The 21,631-nt window shown below is 53.6% G+C and carries 22 protein-coding genes; 16 read left to right on the top strand and 6 right to left on the bottom strand.

Annotation, left to right across the window (positions count from 1 at the left end):
* The first annotated feature begins 62 nt into the window (after positions 1-62).
* From HU143_RS19885 to iolH, 3 genes are all read left to right on the top strand, one after another.
* Positions 63-1,289 (top strand): MFS transporter, encoded by a 1,227-nt coding sequence (locus HU143_RS19885; RefSeq protein ID WP_000661780.1) that lies wholly within the window; start codon positions 63-65, stop codon positions 1,287-1,289.
* A 160-nt stretch (positions 1,290-1,449) separates the two neighbouring features.
* Positions 1,450-2,265: a 2-keto-myo-inositol isomerase IolI2 gene (gene iolI2 / locus HU143_RS19880; protein ID WP_001019386.1), complete on the top strand. Its 816-nt coding sequence runs from the start codon at positions 1,450-1,452 to the stop codon at positions 2,263-2,265.
* Between the two features lie 52 nt (positions 2,266-2,317).
* The gene (iolH, locus tag HU143_RS19875) at positions 2,318-3,202 is read left to right on the top strand and encodes a sugar phosphate isomerase/epimerase IolH (protein ID WP_023226978.1); all 885 of its coding nucleotides are present in this window, start codon (positions 2,318-2,320) and stop codon (positions 3,200-3,202) included.
* A gap of 55 nt (positions 3,203-3,257) precedes the next feature.
* Here the strand turns inward: iolH and yjgA are convergent, their stop codons facing one another.
* Complete coding sequence (yjgA, locus tag HU143_RS19870) at positions 3,258-3,809, bottom strand: ribosome biogenesis factor YjgA (RefSeq protein ID WP_000166287.1); 552 nt, start codon at positions 3,807-3,809, stop codon at positions 3,258-3,260.
* A gap of 95 nt (positions 3,810-3,904) precedes the next feature.
* On the opposite strand from yjgA, the gene pmbA reads away from it, so the two are divergent.
* The 13 genes from pmbA to HU143_RS19805 all read left to right on the top strand — a co-directional run bounded on the left by pmbA (position 3,905) and on the right by HU143_RS19805 (position 14,053).
* Positions 3,905-5,257, top strand: a complete 1,353-nt coding sequence (gene pmbA, locus HU143_RS19865; protein ID WP_000852999.1) for a metalloprotease PmbA — start codon at positions 3,905-3,907, stop codon at positions 5,255-5,257.
* A gap of 98 nt (positions 5,258-5,355) precedes the next feature.
* Entirely contained in the window at positions 5,356-5,742 is a 387-nt protein-coding gene (gene cybC / locus HU143_RS19860) for a cytochrome b562 (protein WP_001232231.1), read from the top strand.
* 287 nt (positions 5,743-6,029) lie between these two features.
* Positions 6,030-6,368: a glycine dehydrogenase gene (locus HU143_RS19855; RefSeq protein ID WP_001255104.1), complete on the top strand. Its 339-nt coding sequence runs from the start codon at positions 6,030-6,032 to the stop codon at positions 6,366-6,368.
* Between the two features lie 10 nt (positions 6,369-6,378).
* Complete coding sequence (locus HU143_RS19850) at positions 6,379-6,741, top strand: SFCGS family glycine-rich protein (protein ID WP_000435390.1); 363 nt, start codon at positions 6,379-6,381, stop codon at positions 6,739-6,741.
* Entirely contained in the window at positions 6,741-7,043 is a 303-nt protein-coding gene (locus HU143_RS19845) for a DUF4312 family protein (protein WP_000975187.1), read from the top strand. Before HU143_RS19850 ends, HU143_RS19845 begins: the two co-directional genes overlap by 1 nt.
* Positions 7,044-7,065: 22 nt before the next feature.
* Positions 7,066-7,842 carry a DUF4311 domain-containing protein gene (locus HU143_RS19840; protein WP_000478578.1) on the top strand — a complete coding sequence of 259 codons (777 nt, stop codon included), beginning with the start codon at positions 7,066-7,068 and terminating at the stop codon, positions 7,840-7,842.
* Between the two features lie 11 nt (positions 7,843-7,853).
* On the top strand, positions 7,854-8,498 hold the full coding sequence (locus tag HU143_RS19835; RefSeq protein WP_000392127.1) for a DUF4310 family protein: 645 nt from the start codon (positions 7,854-7,856) through the stop codon (positions 8,496-8,498).
* 58 nt (positions 8,499-8,556) lie between these two features.
* On the top strand, positions 8,557-9,690 hold the full coding sequence (locus tag HU143_RS19830) for an amidohydrolase/deacetylase family metallohydrolase (RefSeq protein ID WP_023226979.1): 1,134 nt from the start codon (positions 8,557-8,559) through the stop codon (positions 9,688-9,690).
* Positions 9,674-10,792 carry a DgaE family pyridoxal phosphate-dependent ammonia lyase gene (locus tag HU143_RS19825; protein ID WP_023137277.1) on the top strand — a complete coding sequence of 373 codons (1,119 nt, stop codon included), beginning with the start codon at positions 9,674-9,676 and terminating at the stop codon, positions 10,790-10,792. Before HU143_RS19830 ends, HU143_RS19825 begins: the two co-directional genes overlap by 17 nt.
* Positions 10,789-11,529 (top strand): 2-dehydro-3-deoxy-phosphogluconate aldolase, encoded by a 741-nt coding sequence (gene dagF / locus HU143_RS19820; protein WP_000779254.1) that lies wholly within the window; start codon positions 10,789-10,791, stop codon positions 11,527-11,529. The genes HU143_RS19825 and dagF overlap by 4 nt, the downstream gene beginning before the upstream one ends.
* Before the next feature lie 16 nt (positions 11,530-11,545).
* Positions 11,546-13,459: a BglG family transcription antiterminator gene (locus HU143_RS19815; RefSeq protein ID WP_023226980.1), complete on the top strand. Its 1,914-nt coding sequence runs from the start codon at positions 11,546-11,548 to the stop codon at positions 13,457-13,459.
* 77 nt (positions 13,460-13,536) lie between these two features.
* Positions 13,537-13,779: a type II toxin-antitoxin system RelB/DinJ family antitoxin gene (locus tag HU143_RS19810; protein WP_000212724.1), complete on the top strand. Its 243-nt coding sequence runs from the start codon at positions 13,537-13,539 to the stop codon at positions 13,777-13,779.
* Positions 13,769-14,053 (top strand): type II toxin-antitoxin system RelE family toxin, encoded by a 285-nt coding sequence (locus HU143_RS19805; protein WP_000220577.1) that lies wholly within the window; start codon positions 13,769-13,771, stop codon positions 14,051-14,053. The genes HU143_RS19810 and HU143_RS19805 overlap by 11 nt, the downstream gene beginning before the upstream one ends.
* A gap of 3 nt (positions 14,054-14,056) precedes the next feature.
* Here the strand turns inward: HU143_RS19805 and nrdG are convergent, their stop codons facing one another.
* From nrdG to treR, 5 genes are all read right to left on the bottom strand, one after another.
* Positions 14,057-14,521, bottom strand: coding sequence for an anaerobic ribonucleoside-triphosphate reductase-activating protein (nrdG, locus tag HU143_RS19800; RefSeq protein ID WP_001009173.1), 465 nt, complete (start codon positions 14,519-14,521; stop codon positions 14,057-14,059).
* A gap of 216 nt (positions 14,522-14,737) precedes the next feature.
* A complete protein-coding gene (nrdD, locus tag HU143_RS19795) occupies positions 14,738-16,876 on the bottom strand; it encodes an anaerobic ribonucleoside-triphosphate reductase (RefSeq protein ID WP_023226981.1) in 2,139 nt (712 codons plus the stop codon).
* Between the two features lie 408 nt (positions 16,877-17,284).
* Positions 17,285-18,937 (bottom strand): alpha,alpha-phosphotrehalase, encoded by a 1,653-nt coding sequence (treC, locus tag HU143_RS19790; protein WP_000155050.1) that lies wholly within the window; start codon positions 18,935-18,937, stop codon positions 17,285-17,287.
* A gap of 49 nt (positions 18,938-18,986) precedes the next feature.
* On the bottom strand, positions 18,987-20,405 hold the full coding sequence (gene treB, locus HU143_RS19785) for a PTS trehalose transporter subunit IIBC (RefSeq protein WP_023226982.1): 1,419 nt from the start codon (positions 20,403-20,405) through the stop codon (positions 18,987-18,989).
* Positions 20,406-20,542: 137 nt separating this feature from the next.
* Positions 20,543-21,490 (bottom strand): trehalose operon repressor TreR, encoded by a 948-nt coding sequence (gene treR / locus HU143_RS19780; protein ID WP_001181297.1) that lies wholly within the window; start codon positions 21,488-21,490, stop codon positions 20,543-20,545.
* Between the last annotated feature and the right edge of the window lie 141 nt (positions 21,491-21,631).

The following is a 21,631-nucleotide window of genomic DNA, read 5'->3' as shown; positions in this document are numbered from 1 at the left end:
TAATAATGAAGAAACTCTCGCACTGAAAAGTGTGAGAGCTTTTCTATACCGAGGGTAATAAAATGAAAGAAATGCAGGCAACGCTGCCCCAGACATTTTATATAAAACCAGGTAAGTTTATCTGGAGCTACCTGGGAACATTTTTATTTATGTTGGGCGGCTGTATTGAGAACAGCTGGTTATCTGCCTGGTTAAATACGCAGGGGTTTGATCAGGCGCATATCGGGCAGATTTTTGCCGGGTATGGGATTGTGGTCGCGATTACCTCCTGGCTATCCGGCGTCTGTGTGGACGTTTTTGGTCCTAAAAAGGTGATGGTTACCGGTTTTATCGTCTATCTTCTGGCTTCCGTCGCGTTTCTGAACTTTGCGCTACCCAGCCATGATTTTGGCGCAATTCTCGTGACCTATATGCTGCGTGGCGTGGGGTATCCGCTGGTCTGTTACTCCTTCCTGGTACGCCTGACCATCCAGTTGGATAATCACCAGCAAGGGATCGGTACCTCGCTGTTTTGGGTGGTCTATAACCTTGGTTTTACTATCATTGGGCCGGTGGTGGCGGCGTCGTTAATTCCTGCGTTGGGGCATATCAACGTGATGTGGGCCGGGATGGGCGTTGCGCTGCTGGGGGTTCTCTTCATGCTGGTGCTGGAACGCAATGAATTCATTCTGAAACCGCGAACGACGCCGGTCTTCAAAGAGTTATCTGCGGGTATCTCCATTATGTATGAACGGCCACGGATCGGTCTGGCGGTGATTGTCAAAACTATTAACGGTCTTGGCACCTATGGTTTTGTTGTCGTATTACCTCTGTTTCTGCTGGATAAGCACTTTACGCTTGAGGAATGGGCGAGTATTTGGGGGATTACCTTTATCTCTAACCAGGTCTTCAACATTATCTTTGGCTGGATGGGCGATAAAATTGGTTTTCGCCGAACCATCCAGATTTTTGGCAGCATCCTGACCGGTGTCGCTACGCTGATTGTTTACTGGGTGCCGATGATATGGGGGCATAACTATGTCGCCTTTATGCTGGCGATGTGTTTGTGGGGAGCCGGGCTGGCTGGCTTTGTGCCAATGACGCCGCTGGTGCCGATGATGGCGCCGGATAAGAAGGGGGCGGCGAACTCGGCCGTGAACTTTGGCTCCGGCCTGGGGAATTTCGTTGGGCCAGCGCTGGTCTCTGTTCTGGCAGGGTTCGGCACCGGCGTGGTGATGTATACTATGGCGGGGCTCTATTTATTCAGCGGCATCCTGGTGCAGTTTCTTAAAGTGCCTGGCGAGAAATAGCTTCAAATATTCTTCAAAAATCCCTTATAGCCTGTGATGTTCATCACTAAATTAAACCGGTTTTTATCAAGATTGATAAAGCCGGTTTTTTCACCCTACGTTAAATTGTACTAACGGATTACGGTTATTTACCCACTCATATACGTTCAGGGAGAAAATAATGAATATCGAAAAAACACGGTTTTGTATTAACCGGAAAATTGCACCGGGTCTAAGCATAGAAGCATTCTTTCGACTGGTTAAACGTCTTGAGTTTAATAAAGTGGAATTGCGTAATGATATGCCAAGCGGCAGCGTTACTGATGACTTGAATTATAATCAGGTGCGTAACCTGGCAGAAAAGTATGGACTTGAAATTGTCACAATTAATGCGGTCTATCCCTTTAACCAACTGACCGAGGAGGTAGTAAAAAAAACGGAAGGATTATTACGAGACGCACAGGGAGTCGGCGCGCGGGCATTAGTTCTTTGTCCGCTGAATGATGGAACGATTGTGCCGCCGGAGGTTACGGTTGAGGCAATAAAACGACTGAGCGATCTCTTTGCCCGGTATGATATTCAGGGGCTGGTTGAACCTTTGGGATTCCGCGTAAGTTCGCTGCGTTCTGCCGTCTGGGCTCAGCAACTGATCCGGGAAGCAGGTTCCCCCTTTAAGGTTTTGCTGGATACCTTCCATCATCATCTGTACGAAGAGGCCGAAAAGGAGTTTGCGTCGCGCATTGATATTTCTGCTATCGGGCTGGTGCATTTGTCCGGTGTGGAAGACACCCGACCAACGGAAGCATTGGCTGATGAGCAGCGTATTATGCTGAGTGAAAAGGATGTAATGCAGAATTACCAGCAGGTGCAGCGTCTGGAAAATATGGGATATCGCGGTATTTACGCTTTTGAACCTTTTTCTTCCCAGTTGGCTTCCTGGAGTGAGGCGGAAATAGAGGAACAAATTAATCGCAGCGTGTCATTGCTGCTGCAATGATACAGCTAATTTCCAGGTGACCGTTTTCAGTTTCCGCAGCGTGGTATTTACAATGAAAATTGCTTTTGATGTCGATGTTATTAAACATTTACCCATTACCCAAATGGTACGGCAGGTTTCCGAGTGGGGGTATAAATATATTGAGCAGTCGCCGCACCCGCGTATTAATCCGTTTTATAAACACCCTAAAGCTGGTCGCGACACCATGCAGGAATATAAACGCGCCTTGCAGAACTACGGCGTGGAAATCTCGTCATTTATTGTGGTTTATCGTTGGTCCGGCCCCGATGAAGAGCGTCGGCGCGCCTCGGTAACCAACTGGAAGCGGATGATTGAGATTGCCGTTGATATGGGCGTACAGGTGATTAATACCGAGCTTTCCGGGACGCCGGATGAGCCGGAGATTTGTGAAGAGATGTGGTATCGCTCCATGGAGGAACTGCTGCCGATCGTGGAACGAGAGGGAATTCGAATCGAAATTCAGTCTCACCCCTGGGATTTCTGCGAACTGAACGATGAGACGGTCGACATGGTGCAGTCTTTGCGTAGTGATAACGTGACCTATCTGTACAGTGCACCGCATGGCTTCTTTTACGATAAAGGGCAGGGCGACGTCGCAAGGATGCTGAACTATGCCGGGGCCGATCTTTCGCATGTTCTGCTGGCCGATACGCACAACCACACGCTTCCCTGCCGCTATATCATGAACCCGCCTGGCGTGAATGCGACGATTCATCAGCACATCGGGCTGGGAGAAGGTGAGGTTGATTTTGACGCGCTATTCCAGGCGCTGCGTGAAATGGATTTTGCAAACCGCACGTTTAAGGTGGGCGGTGAGGCAATTATCACCACGTCGCTGTTTGGTTATCCTGAAAAAATGAGTGTTCAGGCGGTGGAAACGCGCGAGCGGATCGAGCGGGAGTTACTCGGACGTTAAAAAAGGGTGGATTTGCCTGTACCGCGCCACAGGCTGGCGCGGTCATTTACGGCAATTACCCTTCGTTTTCCGCCAGCTCGCGCAGATACTGGAAAATCTGACGCGCTGATTTCGGCGGTTTGTTGCCTTCTTTCTCTTTCTTCGCATTGCGGATCAATGAACGAAGCTGTTGACGATCGGCGTGCGGCCACAGGGTCAGTACTTCGGCTACCGCGTCATCGCCTTCGACGATCAGACGATCGCGCAGATGCTCAAGTTTGTGAAACAGCACCACCTGCTGATTATGGCGGTTCTTCAGCTTGTCCAGCGCCTGGCGAATAGGTTCAACGTCGCGTTGGCGCAGCATTTTTCCGATAAGCTGCAACTGGCGGCGGCGTCCTTCCATTTTGATACGCTGGGCCAGTTCAATGGCGTCGCGCAGATCGGCGTCCAGCGGGATCTTATCCAGCGCGTTTTTCCCCAGATCCACCAGTTCCGCGCCCAGGCGTTTTAATTCCTCGGCATCGCGTTTAATTTCACTTTTACTGACCCAGATAATTTCATCGTCTTCGTCTTCGATGTCATCACCGGGAACGTCGTCGAGCCAGTCTTCGGGCTGCTTTGTCATGTCAGGCTCCTTAAAAAAAGAGGCTAATGTTACCAGTTAAGATGCGCACTGAAAAACGGTTCTCTGTTAGACTTCAGAGAAACTCTCTCTACATTATGGCATTTGCAATGAAAGTAATCTCACAAGTTGAAGCGCAGCGTAAGATTCTGGAAGAAGCAGTTTCGACAGCGCTGGAGTTAGCCTCAGGCAAATCGGATGGGGCGGAAGTCGCCGTCAGCAAGACCACCGGCATTAGCGTCAGCACCCGTTATGGTGAAGTAGAGAATGTCGAATTTAATAGCGACGGCGCGCTGGGCATTACGGTGTATCACCAGAACCGCAAAGGCAGCGCCTCTTCGACGGATTTAAGTCCGCAGGCGATTGCCCGTACCGTGCAGGCCGCGCTGGATATCGCGCGTTACACGTCGCCGGACCCGTGCGCAGGCGTGGCGGACAAAGAACTGCTGGCGTTTGACGCGCCGGATCTGAACTTGTTCCACCCGGCAGAGGTTACGCCAGACGAAGCCATTGAACTGGCCGCGCGTGCGGAGCAGGCTTCTCTAAAGGCGGATAAACGCATCACCAATACCGAAGGCGGTAGTTTTAACAGCCATTACGGCATTAAAGTGTTCGGCAACAGCCACGGCATGTTGCAGGGATATTGCTCCACGCGCCATTCGCTCTCAAGCTGCGTCATCGCCGAAGAGAACGGCGATATGGAGCGTGATTACGCTTACACCATCGGTCGGGCAATGGCGGATCTGCAAGCGCCGGAATGGGTCGGGGCCGAGTGCGCGCGCCGTACCTTATCCCGCCTGTCGCCGCGCAAGCTCTCCACCATGAAAGCGCCGGTCATTTTCGCCAATGAAGTGGCGACAGGGCTATTTGGTCATCTGGTCGGGGCGATTGCCGGCGGCGCGGTATACCGTAAATCCACTTTTCTGCTCGACTCGCTGGGCAAACAAATTCTGCCGGAATGGTTAACCATCGAAGAACATCCGCATCTGCTAAAAGGGCTGGCGTCTTCACCGTTCGACAGCGAAGGCGTGCGTACGGAGCGCCGGGATATTGTGAAGGATGGCGTACTGACGCAATGGTTGCTGACCAACTATTCCGCCCGCAAACTGGGGCTGAAAAGTACCGGTCATGCCGGCGGCATTCATAACTGGCGTATCGCCGGGCAGGGGCTGAACTTTGAGCAATTGCTAAAAGAGATGGGCACCGGCCTGGTGGTGACGGAACTGATGGGCCAGGGCGTCAGCGGTATTACCGGCGACTACTCCCGCGGCGCTGCGGGATTCTGGGTTGAAAATGGTGAAATCCAGTACCCGGTAAGTGAAATTACCATTGCCGGTAATTTAAAAGAGATGTGGCGTAATATTGTCACCGTGGGTGATGATATTGAAACGCGCAGTAATATACAGTGTGGTTCGGTATTGTTACCGGAGATGAAAATCGCCGGACAATAATACCCGTCATACTTCAGGCTGCAGGCGCGTTGGCTGCCTGCAACCCGAATTATTCAGGGTATTACACTTATCGTTAATAATAAAAAAGGAAGTGAGCAATGCGTAAAAGCCTGTTAGCTATTCTTGCTGTGTCATCGCTGGTATTCGGTTCGGCTGTTTTTGCTGCCGATCTTGAAGATAATATGGATATTCTCAATGATAACCTGAAAGTTGTTGAGAAAACGGATAGTGCCCCTGAACTGAAAGCGGCATTAACCAAAATGCGCGCGGCCGCGCTGGATGCTCAAAAAGCTACGCCGCCAAAGCTGGAAGATAAAGCGCCGGATAGCCCGGAAATGAAGGATTTTCGTCACGGTTTTGACATTCTGGTCGGCCAAATTGATGGCGCGCTGAAGCTGGCGAACGAAGGTAACGTTAAAGAAGCGAAAGCGGCGGCGGAAGCGCTAAAAACCACCCGCAATACGTATCATAAGAAGTATCGTTAATTTTTGTGGGATGGCGGCTTCGCTTTATCCGCAGGTCGCCATCCGGCAAAATGTAATACCCATCACACTTTCTCACTTTATACGACAACGTCATTGTTTGTTTCTGCCACGCTATTTCCTCTTTATGCCGCGATAGATCTCACACTTTCCCGGCGATAATTCATTAATGCCGCCTTTTCTGTGGCGCAGATCACCTATCCCACTCGCGTTTCCACTTCGAGGTGGAAAATAACTCGCTACAAACTTTTAACCCTTACCGCTAGTTTTATCTCATTGCCATTAACGGGGTGAGACGCGTGGATAACGGAGCAGTAAAACACGATGCCGGTGAGCGAATTAACGAACTGGCTGAACAGGTGTTAACGCAGGTGGATAGCCTGCTGGGGCGGCATCACATTGTCCCCAATGCGGTACAGACGCAAATGCTGACCTCGCACGTTCGCGCGATGGCGCACCGGTCAATTACCGGCGAGCCTTTACCGGAAGTCGATGCCAGCTTGTTTGATGAAATCTCAGCCGAATCAATGGCGCTCGCCCGCGAAATCGTGGCGGCGTTTGGCAACCTTCCTGACGAAGAAGCCTGGCTATTATCGGTACATTTTGAAGTCGCGAAAGACAACCTCTAAGGAGCAAAAAATGGAACAGATTACCGTCGTGATTGGCGATCGCCTGGGTAAAGGCCAGAAAGTAGCGGCAGGCGTGGAAAAAGCGGGCGGTCGCGCGGTCGTCGTACCGGGCGTCGCGGCAGACATGAAGCTGGGCGATGTGATGAAAGCGGAAAACGCCACCTTCGGCATTTCATTTTGTGGCAGCGGCGGCGCGGGCGCTATCACCGCGCAAAACAAGCATGGCTACAAAGCCAAATATGGAATGCGGTCAGTGGATGAAGGCGTCACCGCTATCAATGAAGGCTGCAACGTGTTGGGTTTCGGCTTTATGGATAAAGAAGAGCTCGGCGAGCGCCTGGTGCAGGCGTGGCAAAAGAAATACGGCGTCTGATGATGAAAGAGCAATTCACCACCACGGTGAGAGTAAAAGGCAAGGGCGACGCCAAAGCACGCGCCTTTGCCGATGCGCTGAACCATGTTCAGTCGGCGGTGATGAGAGAGTCGCCGTATATCTTACTGCGTATTGAGCCACAGGATGTGCGGATTGTTCAGGCGCATGAGTCGGTGCGTAAAGAGGCCTTTCTGTTTTTCTTTTTGCGCCGGGAACGACGCACTTACAGCGTGGAGCTGGATGTGACCGTCAACGTGACCGCCATCAATCTCGACAGGGTGGATTTCGTCGCGAAACGCTGATTTTTATTAAAAAGGCATAGTTATGTTCCTGATAATACTAATTAAATCGCTCATTATCGGCGCGCTGGTCGGCGTAGGGGTGGGCGCTGGGGCTGCACGCATGTTTCACGCGCCAACCACGCAGGGGATGGGCGCGTTCCGTACGTTGGGCGAACTCAACTCTTGTGAAGGCGACCCGGCATCGCACTTCTCCTTTGGGCTGGGTTTCTTCTTTAACGCCTGGGCCTCGTCTGTGGCGGCCGGATCGTTCACCCAGGATGTCGATCACCGCATCATCCCTAACTGGGGCGCGGCGGCGCTAATGATCAAAAACCGTAACGTCGGCGAGACGCTGCACGACCCGAAAAAAATGGCGATCGCCTGCGCCGTCATCGGCATGATCGTCGTGACGTTCCTTAACCTGACCGCCTCATCCGTGCCAGAAGCGCTACAGGTGACGGCGGTTAAGGTGCTGGTACCGGCGGCAAACCTGCTGGTCAACATCGTCATGCCTGTGATCTTCTGGTTAGCGGCGATCGACGCCGGTAAAAAATCGGGCTTCTGGGCCACCGTTTTCGGCGGCGCGGCGCAGCTCATCATGGGGAACGCCGTACCGGGGCTGGTGCTGGGTATTTTGATCGGCAAAGGCGTAGAAGAGAGCGGCTGGAACCATGTCACCAAAGTGATGATGGTCGCCATCGTTTTGCTGTTTGTGTTGAGCGGCTTCTTCCGCGGCTTCGACATGAAAATGATCGAGTCTTTCAACATGACGGTACCGAACTGGCTTGAACTGATCCACAACTCGCTCAGCGGCAAATAACGGAGGCCACAATGGAAGAGAATAAAGGTTTTTGGTATGCCGACTGGTCGTTCCCGATCTTTGTTGGCCTGCTCTCCTCCGGCGTTTTCGCCGGGACGCATATGTACTATCTGTACGGTATCGGCGCATTTAACGAAGTCGCTTTTGTGGCGATGTTGAAAGCGGGGATGGATACCGGCGTCTACGGCGCGGTCGCCGCTTTCGGCGCCAGCTTTTTATTTGCCCGCATTATCGAAGGTTCGCTGGTCGGAATTCTGGATATCGGCGGGGCAATTCAGACTGGCGTGGGCTTAGGGGTTCCGGCGTTACTGCTGGGGGCTGGCTTTGTCTTCCCGGTGGCGAACTTTATCGCTTCGCTGATAACCGGTCTGGTGATTGGCCTGGCGATTGGCTACATCATTATTCTGGCGCGTAAGTTCACCATTAATCAGAGCGACTCCACGTACGGGGCGGACGTCATGATGGGGGCCGGTAACACTTCAGGCCGTTTTCTGGGGCCGTTGATTATCCTCAGCGCCATGACGGCATCGATTCCCATTGGTCTGGGCTCTCTGGTGGGTGCGCTGCTGTTTTATATCTGGCAGAAGCCGATTACCGGCGGCGCGATTTTAGGCGCGATGATCCTCGGTTCCATCTTCCCGATTGCGATTAGCTAACTGTTGATTTGTAGGCCGGATAAGGCGGTTGCGCCGCCATCCGGCAAAGGAGAGAACGATGTTTGATTTACTCCTGCGCCATGCGAGTCTGGTCGATGACACGCTGACTAATATTGCCCTGCAAGATGGCAAAATCGCGGCGTTGGGTGACGTTGATGGTCCGGCGGTGAAAACCATTGACCTGCGCGGCGAGTGTTACGTTAGTGCGGGTTGGATTGATTCTCATGTTCACTGCTACCCAAAATCGCCGATTTATCACGACGAACCGGACAGCGTGGGTATTGCCACTGGCGTTACCACAGTGGTGGATGCAGGCAGCACTGGCGCAGACGACATTGATGATTTCTATGCTCTGACGCGTCAGGCGACCACCGACGTTTATGCGCTGCTGAATGTTTCACGCGTCGGGCTTATTGCCCAAAACGAGCTGGCTAACATGGCCAATATTGACGCCGATGCGGTCCGGCAGGCGGTAAAACGCCACCCGGATTTTATCGTCGGCCTCAAGGCGCGGATGAGCAGCAGCGTGGTAGGCGTTAACGGCATCACGCCGCTGGAACGCGCTAAAGCCATGCAGCAAGAAAACGGCAACCTGCCGCTGATGGTGCATATTGGCAATAACCCGCCGGATCTGGACGAAATCGCGGAGCGTCTGACGGCGGGCGATATCATTACCCACTGTTACAACGGTAAGCCGAACCGTATTCTTCGGCCTGACGGCGAGCTGCGCGCCTCGGTGACACGAGCGCTGGCGCGCGGCGTGCGTCTGGATGTCGGGCATGGTACCGCCAGCCTGAGCTTTGCGGTGGCTAAACGCGCTATTAGCCTGGGGATTTTACCGCATACCATCAGTTCCGATATCTACTGCCGTAACCGCATCAACGGCCCGGTACATTCGCTGGCTAATGTGATGTCGAAATTCCTCGCCATCGGCATGTCGCTGCCGCAGGTCATTGCGTGCGTGACGGCCAATGCCGCCGATAGCCTGAATCTGAAAACCAAAGGGCGTCTTCAGCCAGGTCTGGATGCCGACCTGACCCTCTTTACGCTTAAACGCCAGCCCACCGTGTTGGTAGACGCGGAACACGACAGCTTACAGGCTGAAGAATTGCTGACGCCGCTTGCCGCGATACGCGCAGGCAAGGGCTATATGACCGAACAAGGGAGCGCGGAACATGCCTTCGATTTTTGAGAAGTATCAATTAAAACAGGTGATTAACGCCTCCGGACGTATGACGGCGCTCGGTGTCTCTACGCCGCGCCCGGAAGTGATAGACGCGGCGATGGCCGGAATGAATCAGTATTTCGAGATGAAAGATCTGGTGAATAAAACCGGTGAGTACATTGCGAAATTGCTGGAAGTGGAAGGGGCGACGGTAGTCTCCTGCGCCAGTGCGGGCCTTGCCCAGTCGGTTGCCGCGGTACTGGTTCAGGACAGCGACTGGCTGCTGGAAAACCTGCACGTTACACCGATTGAAAATAACGAAATCGTCCTGCCAAAGGGCCACAACGTCAACTTTGGCGCGCCGGTGGGAACGATGGTGGCGCTGGGCGGCGGCAAACTGGTGGAAGCCGGTTACGCCAACGAATGTTCCGCCGCCCAGTTGGCGGCGGCCATTACGCCGCGCACGGCGGCTATTCTCTATATCAAATCTCACCACTGCGTACAGAAAAGTATGCTCAGCGTGGAGCAGGCTGCGGTGGTGGCGCGCACGCATAATCTCCCGCTGATTGTGGACGCGGCGGCGGAAGAAGATTTGCAGTGCTACTACCGCGTGGGCGCAGATCTCGTTATCTATAGCGGCGCGAAAGCGATTGAAGGGCCGACCAGCGGGCTGGTGATTGGTAAAACGCAGTATGTTGAGTGGGTAAAACGTCAGTCAGCGGGCATTGGCCGGGCGATGAAGGTCGGCAAAGAAGGAATTATTGGCCTGACCTGTGCCATTGAATTGTACCTGCGGGCGCAAAAAGAGAGCGGTGCGGAGATGGTAGAAAAAATGGCGCCCTTTATCGACACGTTGAACACGTTTAACGGCGTCAGCGCCCGTGTGGTGTGGGACAGCGCCGGACGCGACATCGCGCGCACGGAAATTAAGTTTGATGAAGCCGTTACCGGCATCGCCACAGGCGAACTGGTCGACGCGCTGAAGCAAGGGGAATACGCGATTTACTTTCGCGGATACAAAGCCAACGAAGGGATTATTGAAGCGGATGTCCGCAGCGTCGATCGCGCGCAGTTAGCGATTGTGGCGCGTCGTATTGGCGAGGTGATTAATCAGGAGAAACAAGCATGAAACTGACCCCTAACTTTTACCGCGATCGCGTTTGCCTGAACGTACTGGCCGGTTCGAAAGATAACGCCCGGGAAATCTACGCGGCGGCGGAAGGTCATGTGCTGGTTGGCGTGCTCTCCAAAAACTATCCGGATGTGGCAAGCGCAGTCGCGGATATGCGTGAATATGCGGCGCTTATCGACAATGCGCTCTCCGTCGGACTGGGGGCAGGCGATCCTAACCAGTCGGCGATGGTGAGCGAAATCTCGCGTCAGGTACAGCCGCAGCATGTCAACCAGGTGTTTACCGGCGTAGGGGCCAGCCGGGCGCTGCTGGGGCAAAACGAGACGGTGGTGAACGGTCTTGTCTCGCCGACCGGCACGCCGGGGCTGGTGAAAATTTCCACCGGCCCGCTAAGCAGCCGCGCGCCGGACGGCATCGTACCCATAGAAACGGCGATTGCGCTGCTCAAAGATATGGGCGGCAGCTCCGTTAAATACTTTCCGATGGGAGGACTCACCTGTCGCGACGAGTATAAAGCGGTGGCTGACGCCTGCGCCCGCCATGATTTCTGGCTGGAACCGACGGGCGGCATCGATCTGGAAAACTTCGCCGAGATTCTGCACATCGCCCTTGATGCAGGTGTAAGCAAAATCATTCCTCACATTTATAGTTCGATTATTGATAAGGTGAGCGGCAACACCCGTGCGGACGATGTGCGTCAGTTACTCGCTATCGTCCGGTCGCGTGTCGGCTAATCATGAGGAGAGAGACGTGCGATTCCCCAACCAACGTTTAGCGCAGCTATTTGCGATGCTGCAAAACGAGACGCTGCCGCAGGACGAACTGGCGCAGCGGTTGTCGGTCTCCACGCGTACCGTTCGGGCGGATATCGCCGCGCTGAACATGTTGCTGACGCCGCATGGCGCGCAATTTACTCTCAGCCGCGGCAACGGGTATCAGCTCAAAATTGATGATCCGGCACGTTATCAATCCCTGCAAACGCAGCAATCTCCCACGCTGGCGCGCGGTCCGCGCACCAGCCAGGAGCGGATACACTACTTGCTGGCGCGTTTTTTAACCTCCGCCTTCTCGCTGAAGCTGGAGGATTTGGCAGATGAATGGTTTGTCAGCCGTGCGACGTTGCAGAACGATATGGCGGACGTGCGCGAGCATTTGCTGCGTTATCATCTGACGCTGGAAACGCGTCCGCGTCATGGCATGAAATTGTTTGGCGGAGAGATGGCGATTCGCGCCTGTCTGACCGACCTTTTATGGACGCTGGCGCAGCAGGAGCCCTCTCATCCGTTAATTGTTAGTACCACGCTGAACACCGAGGTGTCTCAACGGCTGCGGTCTCTTTTGCCGGATATTTTCTCTCATTGTCAAATCCGCCTGACCGATGAGGGCGAGCTGTTTCTACGTTTATACTGCGCGGTGGCGGTACGGCGTATTCGCGAGGGGTATCCGTTATCGGAATGTGTGGCGGAGGAGGTCGATGAAAAGGTGCGCCATGCGGCGCATGAGATTGCGGAGCTACTACAACAGCTGGCCGACAAGCCGCTGTCGGAGCCGGAAGTAAGCTGGCTGAAGGTGCATATTGCCGCCCGCCAGGTACAGGAGATTGCCCCCAGCGCCATTAATGCCGATGATGAAGAGGCGCTGGTGCACTATATCCTCAATTTTATTAATACCCAGTACAACTATAACCTGTTGAATGATAAACAGCTTCACGCGGACTTGCTGACCCACATCAAAACGATGATCACCCGCGTGCGCTACCAGATCATGATCCCCAACCCACTACTGGAAAATATTAAGCAGCACTATCCGATGGCGTGGGATATGACGTTGGCGGCGATATCGAGTTGGGGAAAATACACGCCGTATACCATTAGCGAAAACGAAATCGGTTTTCTGGTGCTGCATATTGGCGTTGGGCTGGAACGTAGTTACAACATTGGCTACCAGCGGCAGCCGCAGGTACTGCTGGTGTGCGATGCTGGTAATGCGATGGTGCGGATGATTGAAGCGGTACTGGCGCGGAAATACCCGCAGATTGAGATTGCCCGCACTCTGACGCTACGCGACTATGAGGCGCGGGACAGTATTGTGGAGGATTTTGTGATTTCCACAGCGCGGATCGGCGAAAAAGATAAGCCGGTCATCATGATCGCGCCCTTTCCTACCGACTATCAATTGGAGCAGATCGGTAAGCTGGTGCTGGTGGACAGAACCCGTCCGTGGATGCTGGATAAATATTTCGATGCCTCGCATTTTCGCATCGTGGAGGGGGAAATAGATCAACAGACGCTGTTTAAAACGCTGTGCGATCAGTTGCACGAGGAAGGCTTTGTTGATACGGCGTTTCTCGATTCGGTTATTGAACGTGAAGCTATCGTCAGTACGTTATTAGGCGACGGGATTGCCTTGCCACACGCGCTGGGGCTGCTGGCGAAGAAAACGGTGGTTTATACGGTGCTCGCGCCGCAGGGGATTGCCTGGGGTGACGAAACGGCGCACGTTATTTTTTTACTCGCCATCAGCAAAAGTGAATATGAAGAGGCGATGGCCATCTACGATATTTTCGTCACTTTCCTGCGCGAACGCGCCATGACGCGCCTCTGCGCATGTCAGAATTTTACGCAATTTAAAACGGTCGCGATGGAGTGTGTGAGTCGTTTTTGAGAGGCGTTATCCAGAATTCGATGTAATGCGAATGTAATGCTAAACTGCATTACACATTCGATTCTCCTGGAGGCATAATGGCCACGCTGAACGTCCGTCTGGATGACAAACTCAAAAATGAGGCTTATGCCGTGCTGGAAAAACTGAACATTACTCCAACGGAAGCCGTACGATTACTGTTCCAGTACGTCGCGGAAACGGGGCGCATGCCAGTGAAAACCGTCACTCTTAGCGACAGTGAAGATGCATTGATTCAGACAGTTCGGGAGAGGCTGTCTAGTCCGCAAAAGGGAATCAAGGTTAGTCTGGATGACTTATGAACTGGAATTCGACCCGAGGGCCTTAAAAGAGTGGCATAAGCTGGGCGATACGGTGAAGGCTCAGCTTAAGAAAAAGTTGGCTGATGTGCTATTGAACCCCAGAATCGACTCTGCCCGTTTAAACGATCTTCCTGACTGCTATAAAATTAAGCTTAAATCGTCCGGTTATCGCTTGGTGTACCAGGTTCGGGATGACGTTGTGATTGTGTTTGTTGTCGCGGTCGGTAAGCGAGAACATTCAGCCGTCTATCACGATGCAAACAAACGGCTTTAGCGATCAACGCAAATGATGCACTACCTGGTTGCTGCTACCGCGCCAGATAAGCGCCGGGTCTTTCAGATCCTGCACAAATTTGCCATCGACCAGCACGTTGATGAGATCGACTACCTGCATCTGTGCGGCGTTGAGTTCATCGAGCTTGTAGCCGGTCCACACCCAGATATCTTTCCCCGGGCACTCCGCGTGGATGCGTTGTACCAGTGCCAGGATATCCGGTACGTTTTGCGGATGCAGCGGATCGCCGCCCGACAGCGAGATCCCCTGACGGTGAATGCGCGTGTCGTTCAGATCGGCAATGATCTTATCTTCCATCTCTTTGGTAAACGGCTGGCCGGAATTGAGCCGCCAGGTGCTTTTGTTGTAGCAGCCAGGGCATTCATGCACGCACCCTGACACAAACAGGGTGCAGCGGGTGCCGGGGCCGTTAACGATGTCTACGGGGTAGTATTGGTGAAAGTTCATGTTTCCTCGTTGCATTTGGCGCTGTAGCGGCGTTGGCCGCTCTCACTTACCCAGGTCACTTACTTATGTAAGCTCCCTGGGATTCGTTCGTTTGCCGCCTTGCTACAACACCAACTGCTTAGAGGAAACTCATGAAATTGGAACTATAGCCAGCGGTTGTAAGCCGGATAAGGTGTTTACACCGCCATCCGGCATTTACGCATTGCAAACGGAGGATTAACCTATCTGCCCATTGCCTAAATGCTTCACGCGGCGCTTCACTTCTTCCTGCTTACCGGCGTTAAACGGACGCGCGTCCGGGCTGCCTAAATAACCGCACACGCGGCGGGTGACCGAGACGCGCGCGGCGTCGTGGTTGCCGCATTTCGGGCAGGTGAAACCTTTACTGGTACATTCGAACTCGCCGGTAAAGCCGCACTCGTAGCATTCATCGATCGGCGTGTTGGTGCCGTAATACGGTACATGCTGATAGCTGTAATCCCAGACATCTTCCAGCGCTTTCAGGTTGTGCTGAATGTTCGGGTATTCGCCGTAGCAAATGAAACCCCCGTTCGCCAGCGGCGGATACGGCGCTTCGAAATCGATTTTGTCGTACGGGTTAACCTTCTTCTCCACGTCGAGGTGGAAGCTGTTGGTGTAGTAACCTTTATCGGTTACGCCCGGCACCACGCCGAACTCGGCGGTATCCAGACGGCAGAAGCGGTCACAGAGGTTTTCACTTGGCGTGCTGTACAGGCTAAAGCCGTAGCCGGTCTCGTCTTTCCACTGATCCACGGCCTGGCGCAGACGCTCCACAATCGCGATGCCTTTAGCGCGAAGCTGCTCGCTGTCGTACAGGTGCTCGCCGCCGAACAGCGCGTTAATGGTTTCATGGATACCAATGTAGCCCAGAGAGATGGACGCACGACCATTTTTAAAGATTTCAGACACGTCGTCGTCCGCTTTCAGCCGCACGCCGCAGGCGCCTTCCATATACAGGATAGGCGCGACGCGGGCTTTCACGCCTTCAAGGCGGGCGATACGGGTCATCAGCGCCTTCCGCGCCAGCGCCAGACGTTCATCCAGCAGTTTCCAGAATGCGGTTTCGTTGCCTTTTGCTTCCAGCGCGATGCGCGGCAGGTTAAGGCTAATCACGCCCAGGTTGTTACGCCCGTCATGGATCTGCTCGCCGTTTTCGTTCTCCCACACGCCGAGGAAGCTGCGGCAGCCCATTGGCGTTTTGAACGAACCGGTGACTTTGACCACCTGATCGTAGTTGAGAATGTCCGGATACATGCGCTTGCTCGCGCACTCCAGCGCCAGTTGTTTAATGTCGTAGTTCGGATCGCCAAACTTGTGGTTCAAACCGTCGCGGATAGCGAAGACCAGTTTCGGGAACACGGCGGTTTTGCGATTTTTACCCAGACCGGCGATACGGTTACGCAAAATAGACGCCTGGATCAGACGCGACTCCCAACTGGTGCCGAGGCCAAAACCAAAGGTCACGAAAGGCGTCTGGCCGTTAGCAGTGTGCAGCGTGTTAACTTCGTATTCCAGCGACTGGAAGGCGTCGTAGCACTCTTTTTCGGTGCGAGAACGCGCATACCCTTCGGCATCCGGGATCTGCCACTCATCGGCGGTTTTGCGGTGCTTGTTATAGCTTTCGGTGACAAACGGCGCCAGCACTTCGTCGATACGGTTAATGGTGGTGCCGCCATAAATATGGCTGGCGACCTGCGCGATAATCTGCGCGGTAACGGCAGTGGCGGTAGAGATAGATTTTGGCGGTTCGATCTCGGCGTTACCCATCTTAAAGCCCTGGGTCAACATGCCTTTCAGGTCGATCAACATACAGTTGAACATCGGGAAGAACGGCGAATAGTCGAGATCGTGATAGTGGATATCGCCGCGCTCATGCGCTTGTACTACGTCACGCGGCAACAGGTGCTGGCGGGCATAGTGTTTGGCGACAATCCCGGCCAGCAAATCGCGCTGGGTGGGAATGACTTTACTGTCTTTGTTGGCGTTTTCATTGAGCAACGCGGAGTTAGTTTGCTCCACCAGGCCGCGAATTTCCTGGTTCAGACGACCACGCTTTTCACGCTGAATGTCGCGATCGTGACGGTATTCGATGTAGGCGCGGGCAAGCTGTTTGTACGGGCCGGACATCAGTTGGTTTTCAACCGCAGTTTGGATCTCGTTAATATCCACCTGACTGCGTGCGTTCATTTGGCTGCTAACGACTTCTGCGACGGTGGCACAGTAATCTGCGTCATCGACTCCCGCTGCTTTAGCTGCACGTAGAATGGCTTCCTTAATGCGCTCTGATTTGAATGGCACTTTACAGCCATCTCGTTTCATCACATGCGGTGTCATGATCACTCCATATTTGTAAGAACAGGTTATCCACAGAGGCCGGGGAAGCCATAACAGGTTTATTCATCTCTTTTCCAACGACTTCCCGCAATCCTGACCCAGGTTATCCACAATTCACCTTGTGTCGAGTGAACGGATGTTGTAGCAATTGTAGTCAATTAATACAACATATTGGGTCGGCGTGCATTTTAAAGTCTATATGTAGTGATTTGCATCAAGGATGTTTGCAATTTTATTGATGTAGAACAAGGTAAAAATCAGAGCGTACAGATGGCGGGCGCTGTAGCGTTTGTAAAAGATAGCAAGAAAAATCTGATTAATTATTCAACAAAAACAGTCAGTAACCTGGAGCAACGCCACAGCCCGTGTCAATAGGTTTGTGGCGTTTATCCGTATAAGGACGTCGCGTTAGCGTTGTAACCACCAGATGGCTTCAAATGGGCGCAGCGTCATCGCGGCTGGCTGACTGGCGACCTCGCCATAATTATGCAGTAGCGCCTGCCACTGTCCTTTGATATGCGGCGGATGCCACTCCTGGCACTGGTCGCTCAGATTGGCGACAACCAGCAGGGTTTGCCCCTGCCACTGGCGGCGATAACACCATACTGATGGGCTATCCGGGAGGAGATCCTGATAATCGCCCCAGATCAGTACAGGCTGGGTTTTACGTAGCGCAATCAGCTTTTGATAGGTGTAAAACACCGAGTTTTCATCGCGTAATGCCGCCTCGACGTTAACCTCCGTATAGTTATCGCACAGGCTTATCCACGGCTCGCCCTGGGTGAAACCGGCGTTTTTACCGTTGTCCCACTGCATCGGCGTGCGGCTGTTGTCGCGGGATTTACTGGCCAGAATAGCCAGCAGTTCGTCGGGGTCGCGCCCGGCGGCGCGTAGCGCGGCAAACATATTATGACTTTCCACGTCGCGATAATCGGTGATGCGGGTAAAGTGTGGGTTGGTCATGCCGATTTCTTCGCCCTGATAGATATAAGGCGTCCCTTGCATACCGTGCAGCGCCATCGCCAACATTTTCGCGGCTGGAACACGGTATTCCCCCTCGTCGCCAAAGCGGGAAACGATGCGCGGCTGATCGTGATTACACCAGAATAACGCGTTCCAGGCGACGTTATGCATCCCCTGTTGCCAGTGGCGGAACAACGCTTTCAGCGCCACATAATCAGGTTTTGCCAGCGTCCACTTTTCGCCATTGGGGTAATCCACCTTCAGATGATGAAAATTGAAGGTCATTGAGAGTTCGTCGCCGCTAAGCGCGGCATATTGCTGGCAGTTTTCCAGCGTGGTAGAGGACATTTCGCCTACCGTCATCAGATTACGCGGCGTAAAAACGTCACGGTTCATTTCGCGTAAGAACGTATGCGCGCGCGGCCCGTCGGTATAAAAGCGGCGTCCGTCGCCCGTCGGATCGTCAGGAAAATCCTGATCTTTGGCGATCAGGTTCACCACGTCCAGACGCAGGCCATCCACGCCGCGATCGGCCCAGAATTCGCAGACCTTTTTCAGCTCGGCGCGCACGGCGGGGTTTTCCCAGTTCAGGTCGGCCTGTTCAGGCGCGAAAAGGTGTAAATAATATTGTTCGCTCTGGCTATGCCAGCGCCAGGCGCTGCCGCCAAATTTGGATTGCCAGTTATTCGGGCAGACATCCGGCGTGCCGTCGCGCCAGATGTAAAACTGACGGTATGGGCTCTCTTTGTTCAGCGCTTCGCGAAACCAGGCGTGCTGGGTAGAAGTATGGTTAAACACCATATCCAGGATGATACGAATACCGCGTGCTTTCGCCTGCGCGACCAGCTCGTCAAAATCATCCAGCGTGCCGTAGGTCGGGTCGATAGCCGTATAATTTGCGACGTCATAACCGTTATCCACCTGCGGCGAGATATAAAACGGCGTGAGCCAGATGGCGTCCACGCCGAGTCGCTGTAGATAGTCAAGGCGCTGCGTGACGCCGCGTAAATCGCCGGTGCCGCTGCCGGTCGTGTCCTGAAAACTTTTCGGGTAGATCTGATAAATAACGCCGTTTTGCCACCAGAGGGGAATAGTCATTGTAGTTTCCTGCAAGTACGTTGGGACGCAACTGCGCCCCGAAGAAGAATTAGACAATTTGTAATGTGCCCTGACGATGCTTACGCTGATAGATAAAGGTGGTCAGAATCACTGGGATAACGATCGCGATAACCATCGCCATCGCAAACACCTGCCAGTAAGTCGGCTGGATAGAGAGAATGCCCGGCAGGCCGCCAACGCCGATGCCGTTTGCCATTACGCCATTCAGACCACAGAGCAGACCGGCAAGGCCAGAGCCGATCATCGCGCACAGCATCGGGAAGCGATATTTGATGTTGATGCCGTACATTGCCGGTTCGGTCACCCCCAGATAGGCGGAGATCGCCGCCGGAACGGAAATTTCACGTTCATTGTGTTTACGGCTGGAGATGATAATGCCCACCACGGCGGAGGCTTGCGCGATATTCGACAGCGCAATCAGCGGCCAGACTGGCGTACCGCCCATGCTCTGAACCATCTGCATATCGATAGCGAGCGTGGTCTGGTGGACGCCGGTAATGACCAACGGGGCATACAGGAAGCCGAACAGCGCCGCGCCTATCGGGGCGAAACTGCCGGTCATCAGATAACGTACCGCAAAGGCTACGCCGTCGCCGATCATGCGACCAAAGGGGCCGATAAAGGCGTGGGCGAGAAAGACGGCCAGTATCAACGAACACACCGGGACGACGACCAGGTAGAGATAATCCGGCACGATGCGTTTCAACCGCGTTTCAATAAATCCAAGCGCCAGTCCTGCCAGTAGCGCCGGGATAACCTGCGCCTGGTAGCCTATTTTCTCAATACTAAATACGCCGAAGTTCCAGACGTCCGGCGTTTGCTGGCCCAGCAGATACGCATTCATCAACTGCGGCGACACCAGCGTCACGCCGAGCACGATACCAAGAATCGGCGTGCCGCCCATTTTTTTCACCGCCGACCAGCAGATTCCCACCGGCAGATAGAAAAAGATCGCTTCGCCGATCAACCATAAAAAATCATAAAGCGTTTTTAGCGCCGGATGCATCTGCGCCAGCGTTTGACCGTGGCTCATCGGCACATCGCCGATCACGTTACGAAAGCCTAAGATCAAACCGCCGCTGATCAATGCCGGTAGTAGCGGAAAGAAGATCTCCGCGAAGTGGGAAATTAGCTGCTCATGCCATTTCATGTTCTGGCGAGCGGCTTTTTTTGCCTGCTCTTTATCAGCATACGCTTTGCCGGTGGTCTCCAGCAGCGCGTTATAGTAATCGCCAACGTCGGTGCCGATCACCACCTGAAACTGCCCGGCGTTGGTGAAACAGCCTTTAACCATCGGCAATTGTTCGATCTCTTTTGGTCGGGCGTTCGCGGGCTGGTGGAGCACAAAGCGCAGGCGAGTAATGCAGTGGCTCACCGTGGCGATGTTGTCGCGCCCGCCAACCAGGTCAATCAGCCGGTCGATATCGGCTTGTTTTACTTTGCTCATTGTAAAGCCTCATGGCAGAGGAGGTAAGTTATGGGTTGGCGCAAGAGTAGCTCTTCAACGTTGGTTTAAAAATGGGAACGTTCCCGAAACACGGCGAAGATCACAAATTACTCGTGGTATTCCGTTTAATCAGTCACTCAGGCGAGGGTAGAAGGAATGACGATCCGGCGCGGATCGCAGCGGCCATTGATCTGTTCGATCAGCTGCGAAGCCGCCTGCCGTCCGGCTTCAGCATAGCCAGGATCGACAGTGACGATCTCCGGGTGCAGGAATTTTATCAGCGGCGTGTTCCCGACGCTTGCCAGTTGCAGCGTTTCAATACGTTGCTCCTGTAAATACTTGCTGGCGCCCAACGCCAGCGTATCGGTAGCGCAGACTAACGCGGTGGTATCCGGCATGATGACGCTTGCCGTATGCTCATAACCCTGCTTCATGGCAAGACCGGGCAGGGCGGCGACGGGATGAAGTTTATGTTTTTTGCAAAACGCCAGGTATGCGTCATGCCGACGTTTGCCGGTGGTAATATCGCTATGGGGAACGCCCAGAAAGCTAATGTTGCGGTGTCCTTGCTCATACAGCCGCTGCATAAGGATATGAATCGCGCCCTCGTCGTCGTAACAGACGGAGGCAAAACCTTGCGCATCTCTTGCCAGCAGCACCAGCGAGGCTTTCCAGGGGGCGATCAACTCTTCTGTGATGCCGGTAAAGCCAAACAGCACCACGCCATCAATGTTACGTCGTCTGAGCATGCCCAGATGTTCCATTACCAGCGTCGGCGAGAACTGACTTTCCATCATAATAGGGTCGTAGCCCTGTTCGTAAAACGCAGGCAGCATGGTCTGAACCGCGAGGTTTTCAGACAACGAATCAAGGCGAGTGACGATAATAGCGACCACTTTATCGCTTTGTCCCCGCATCGCGCGGGCGGAGCGGGACGGGGAGAAACCGTGTTGATTCATCACCGCTTCGACACGCTCGCGGGTACGTTCGCTTACGCCGCTTTCATTGTTAAGCACGCGGGAAACGGTTGATTTCCCTACGCCGCTCAGGCGGGCGATGTCTTTGATAGTGAGCCGGTTTTGCATCCTGTTTTCCCGTGGCGTGACGCTGATGGTGATAAAAAGAGTAACTTTACTCAAGCGAAGGGCAATGGGCAAAGTCTGGTTTATCGTTGGTTTAATTACGTAACGGTATGATACCGCCATAATTGCCACAAAACTTATGGA

The sequence above is a fragment of the Salmonella sp. SJTUF14076 genome (genome assembly GCF_015534835.1).
Classification (GTDB): domain Bacteria; phylum Pseudomonadota; class Gammaproteobacteria; order Enterobacterales; family Enterobacteriaceae; genus Salmonella; species Salmonella enterica.
Note: the sequence above shows the minus strand (reverse complement) of the source record. Positions and strands in the feature narration are given on the sequence as shown.

Bases quoted from the DNA above. Each gene is read 5' to 3' on its own strand.
- cybC (WP_001232231.1), top strand. From the start codon at position 5,356: ATGCGTAAAAGCCTGTTAGCTATTCTTGCTGTGTCATCGCTGGTATTC.
- iolH (WP_023226978.1), top strand. From the start codon at position 2,318: ATGAAAATTGCTTTTGATGTCGATGTTATTAAACATTTACCCATTACC.
- HU143_RS19845 (WP_000975187.1), top strand. From the start codon at position 6,741: ATGATGAAAGAGCAATTCACCACCACGGTGAGAGTAAAAGGCAAGGGC.
- HU143_RS19885 (WP_000661780.1), top strand. From the start codon at position 63: ATGAAAGAAATGCAGGCAACGCTGCCCCAGACATTTTATATAAAACCA.
- yjgA (WP_000166287.1), bottom strand. From the start codon at position 3,809: ATGACAAAGCAGCCCGAAGACTGGCTCGACGACGTTCCCGGTGATGAC.
- HU143_RS19830 (WP_023226979.1), top strand. From the start codon at position 8,557: ATGTTTGATTTACTCCTGCGCCATGCGAGTCTGGTCGATGACACGCTG.
- treC (WP_000155050.1), bottom strand. From the start codon at position 18,937: ATGACTATTCCCCTCTGGTGGCAAAACGGCGTTATTTATCAGATCTAC.
- HU143_RS19850 (WP_000435390.1), top strand. From the start codon at position 6,379: ATGGAACAGATTACCGTCGTGATTGGCGATCGCCTGGGTAAAGGCCAG.
- HU143_RS19810 (WP_000212724.1), top strand. From the start codon at position 13,537: ATGGCCACGCTGAACGTCCGTCTGGATGACAAACTCAAAAATGAGGCT.
- nrdG (WP_001009173.1), bottom strand. From the start codon at position 14,521: ATGAACTTTCACCAATACTACCCCGTAGACATCGTTAACGGCCCCGGC.
- HU143_RS19825 (WP_023137277.1), top strand. From the start codon at position 9,674: ATGCCTTCGATTTTTGAGAAGTATCAATTAAAACAGGTGATTAACGCC.
- nrdD (WP_023226981.1), bottom strand. From the start codon at position 16,876: ATGACACCGCATGTGATGAAACGAGATGGCTGTAAAGTGCCATTCAAA.
- iolI2 (WP_001019386.1), top strand. From the start codon at position 1,450: ATGAATATCGAAAAAACACGGTTTTGTATTAACCGGAAAATTGCACCG.
- HU143_RS19805 (WP_000220577.1), top strand. From the start codon at position 13,769: ATGACTTATGAACTGGAATTCGACCCGAGGGCCTTAAAAGAGTGGCAT.
- dagF (WP_000779254.1), top strand. From the start codon at position 10,789: ATGAAACTGACCCCTAACTTTTACCGCGATCGCGTTTGCCTGAACGTA.
- treB (WP_023226982.1), bottom strand. From the start codon at position 20,405: ATGAGCAAAGTAAAACAAGCCGATATCGACCGGCTGATTGACCTGGTT.
- HU143_RS19840 (WP_000478578.1), top strand. From the start codon at position 7,066: ATGTTCCTGATAATACTAATTAAATCGCTCATTATCGGCGCGCTGGTC.
- pmbA (WP_000852999.1), top strand. From the start codon at position 3,905: ATGGCATTTGCAATGAAAGTAATCTCACAAGTTGAAGCGCAGCGTAAG.
- treR (WP_001181297.1), bottom strand. From the start codon at position 21,490: ATGCAAAACCGGCTCACTATCAAAGACATCGCCCGCCTGAGCGGCGTA.
- HU143_RS19835 (WP_000392127.1), top strand. From the start codon at position 7,854: ATGGAAGAGAATAAAGGTTTTTGGTATGCCGACTGGTCGTTCCCGATC.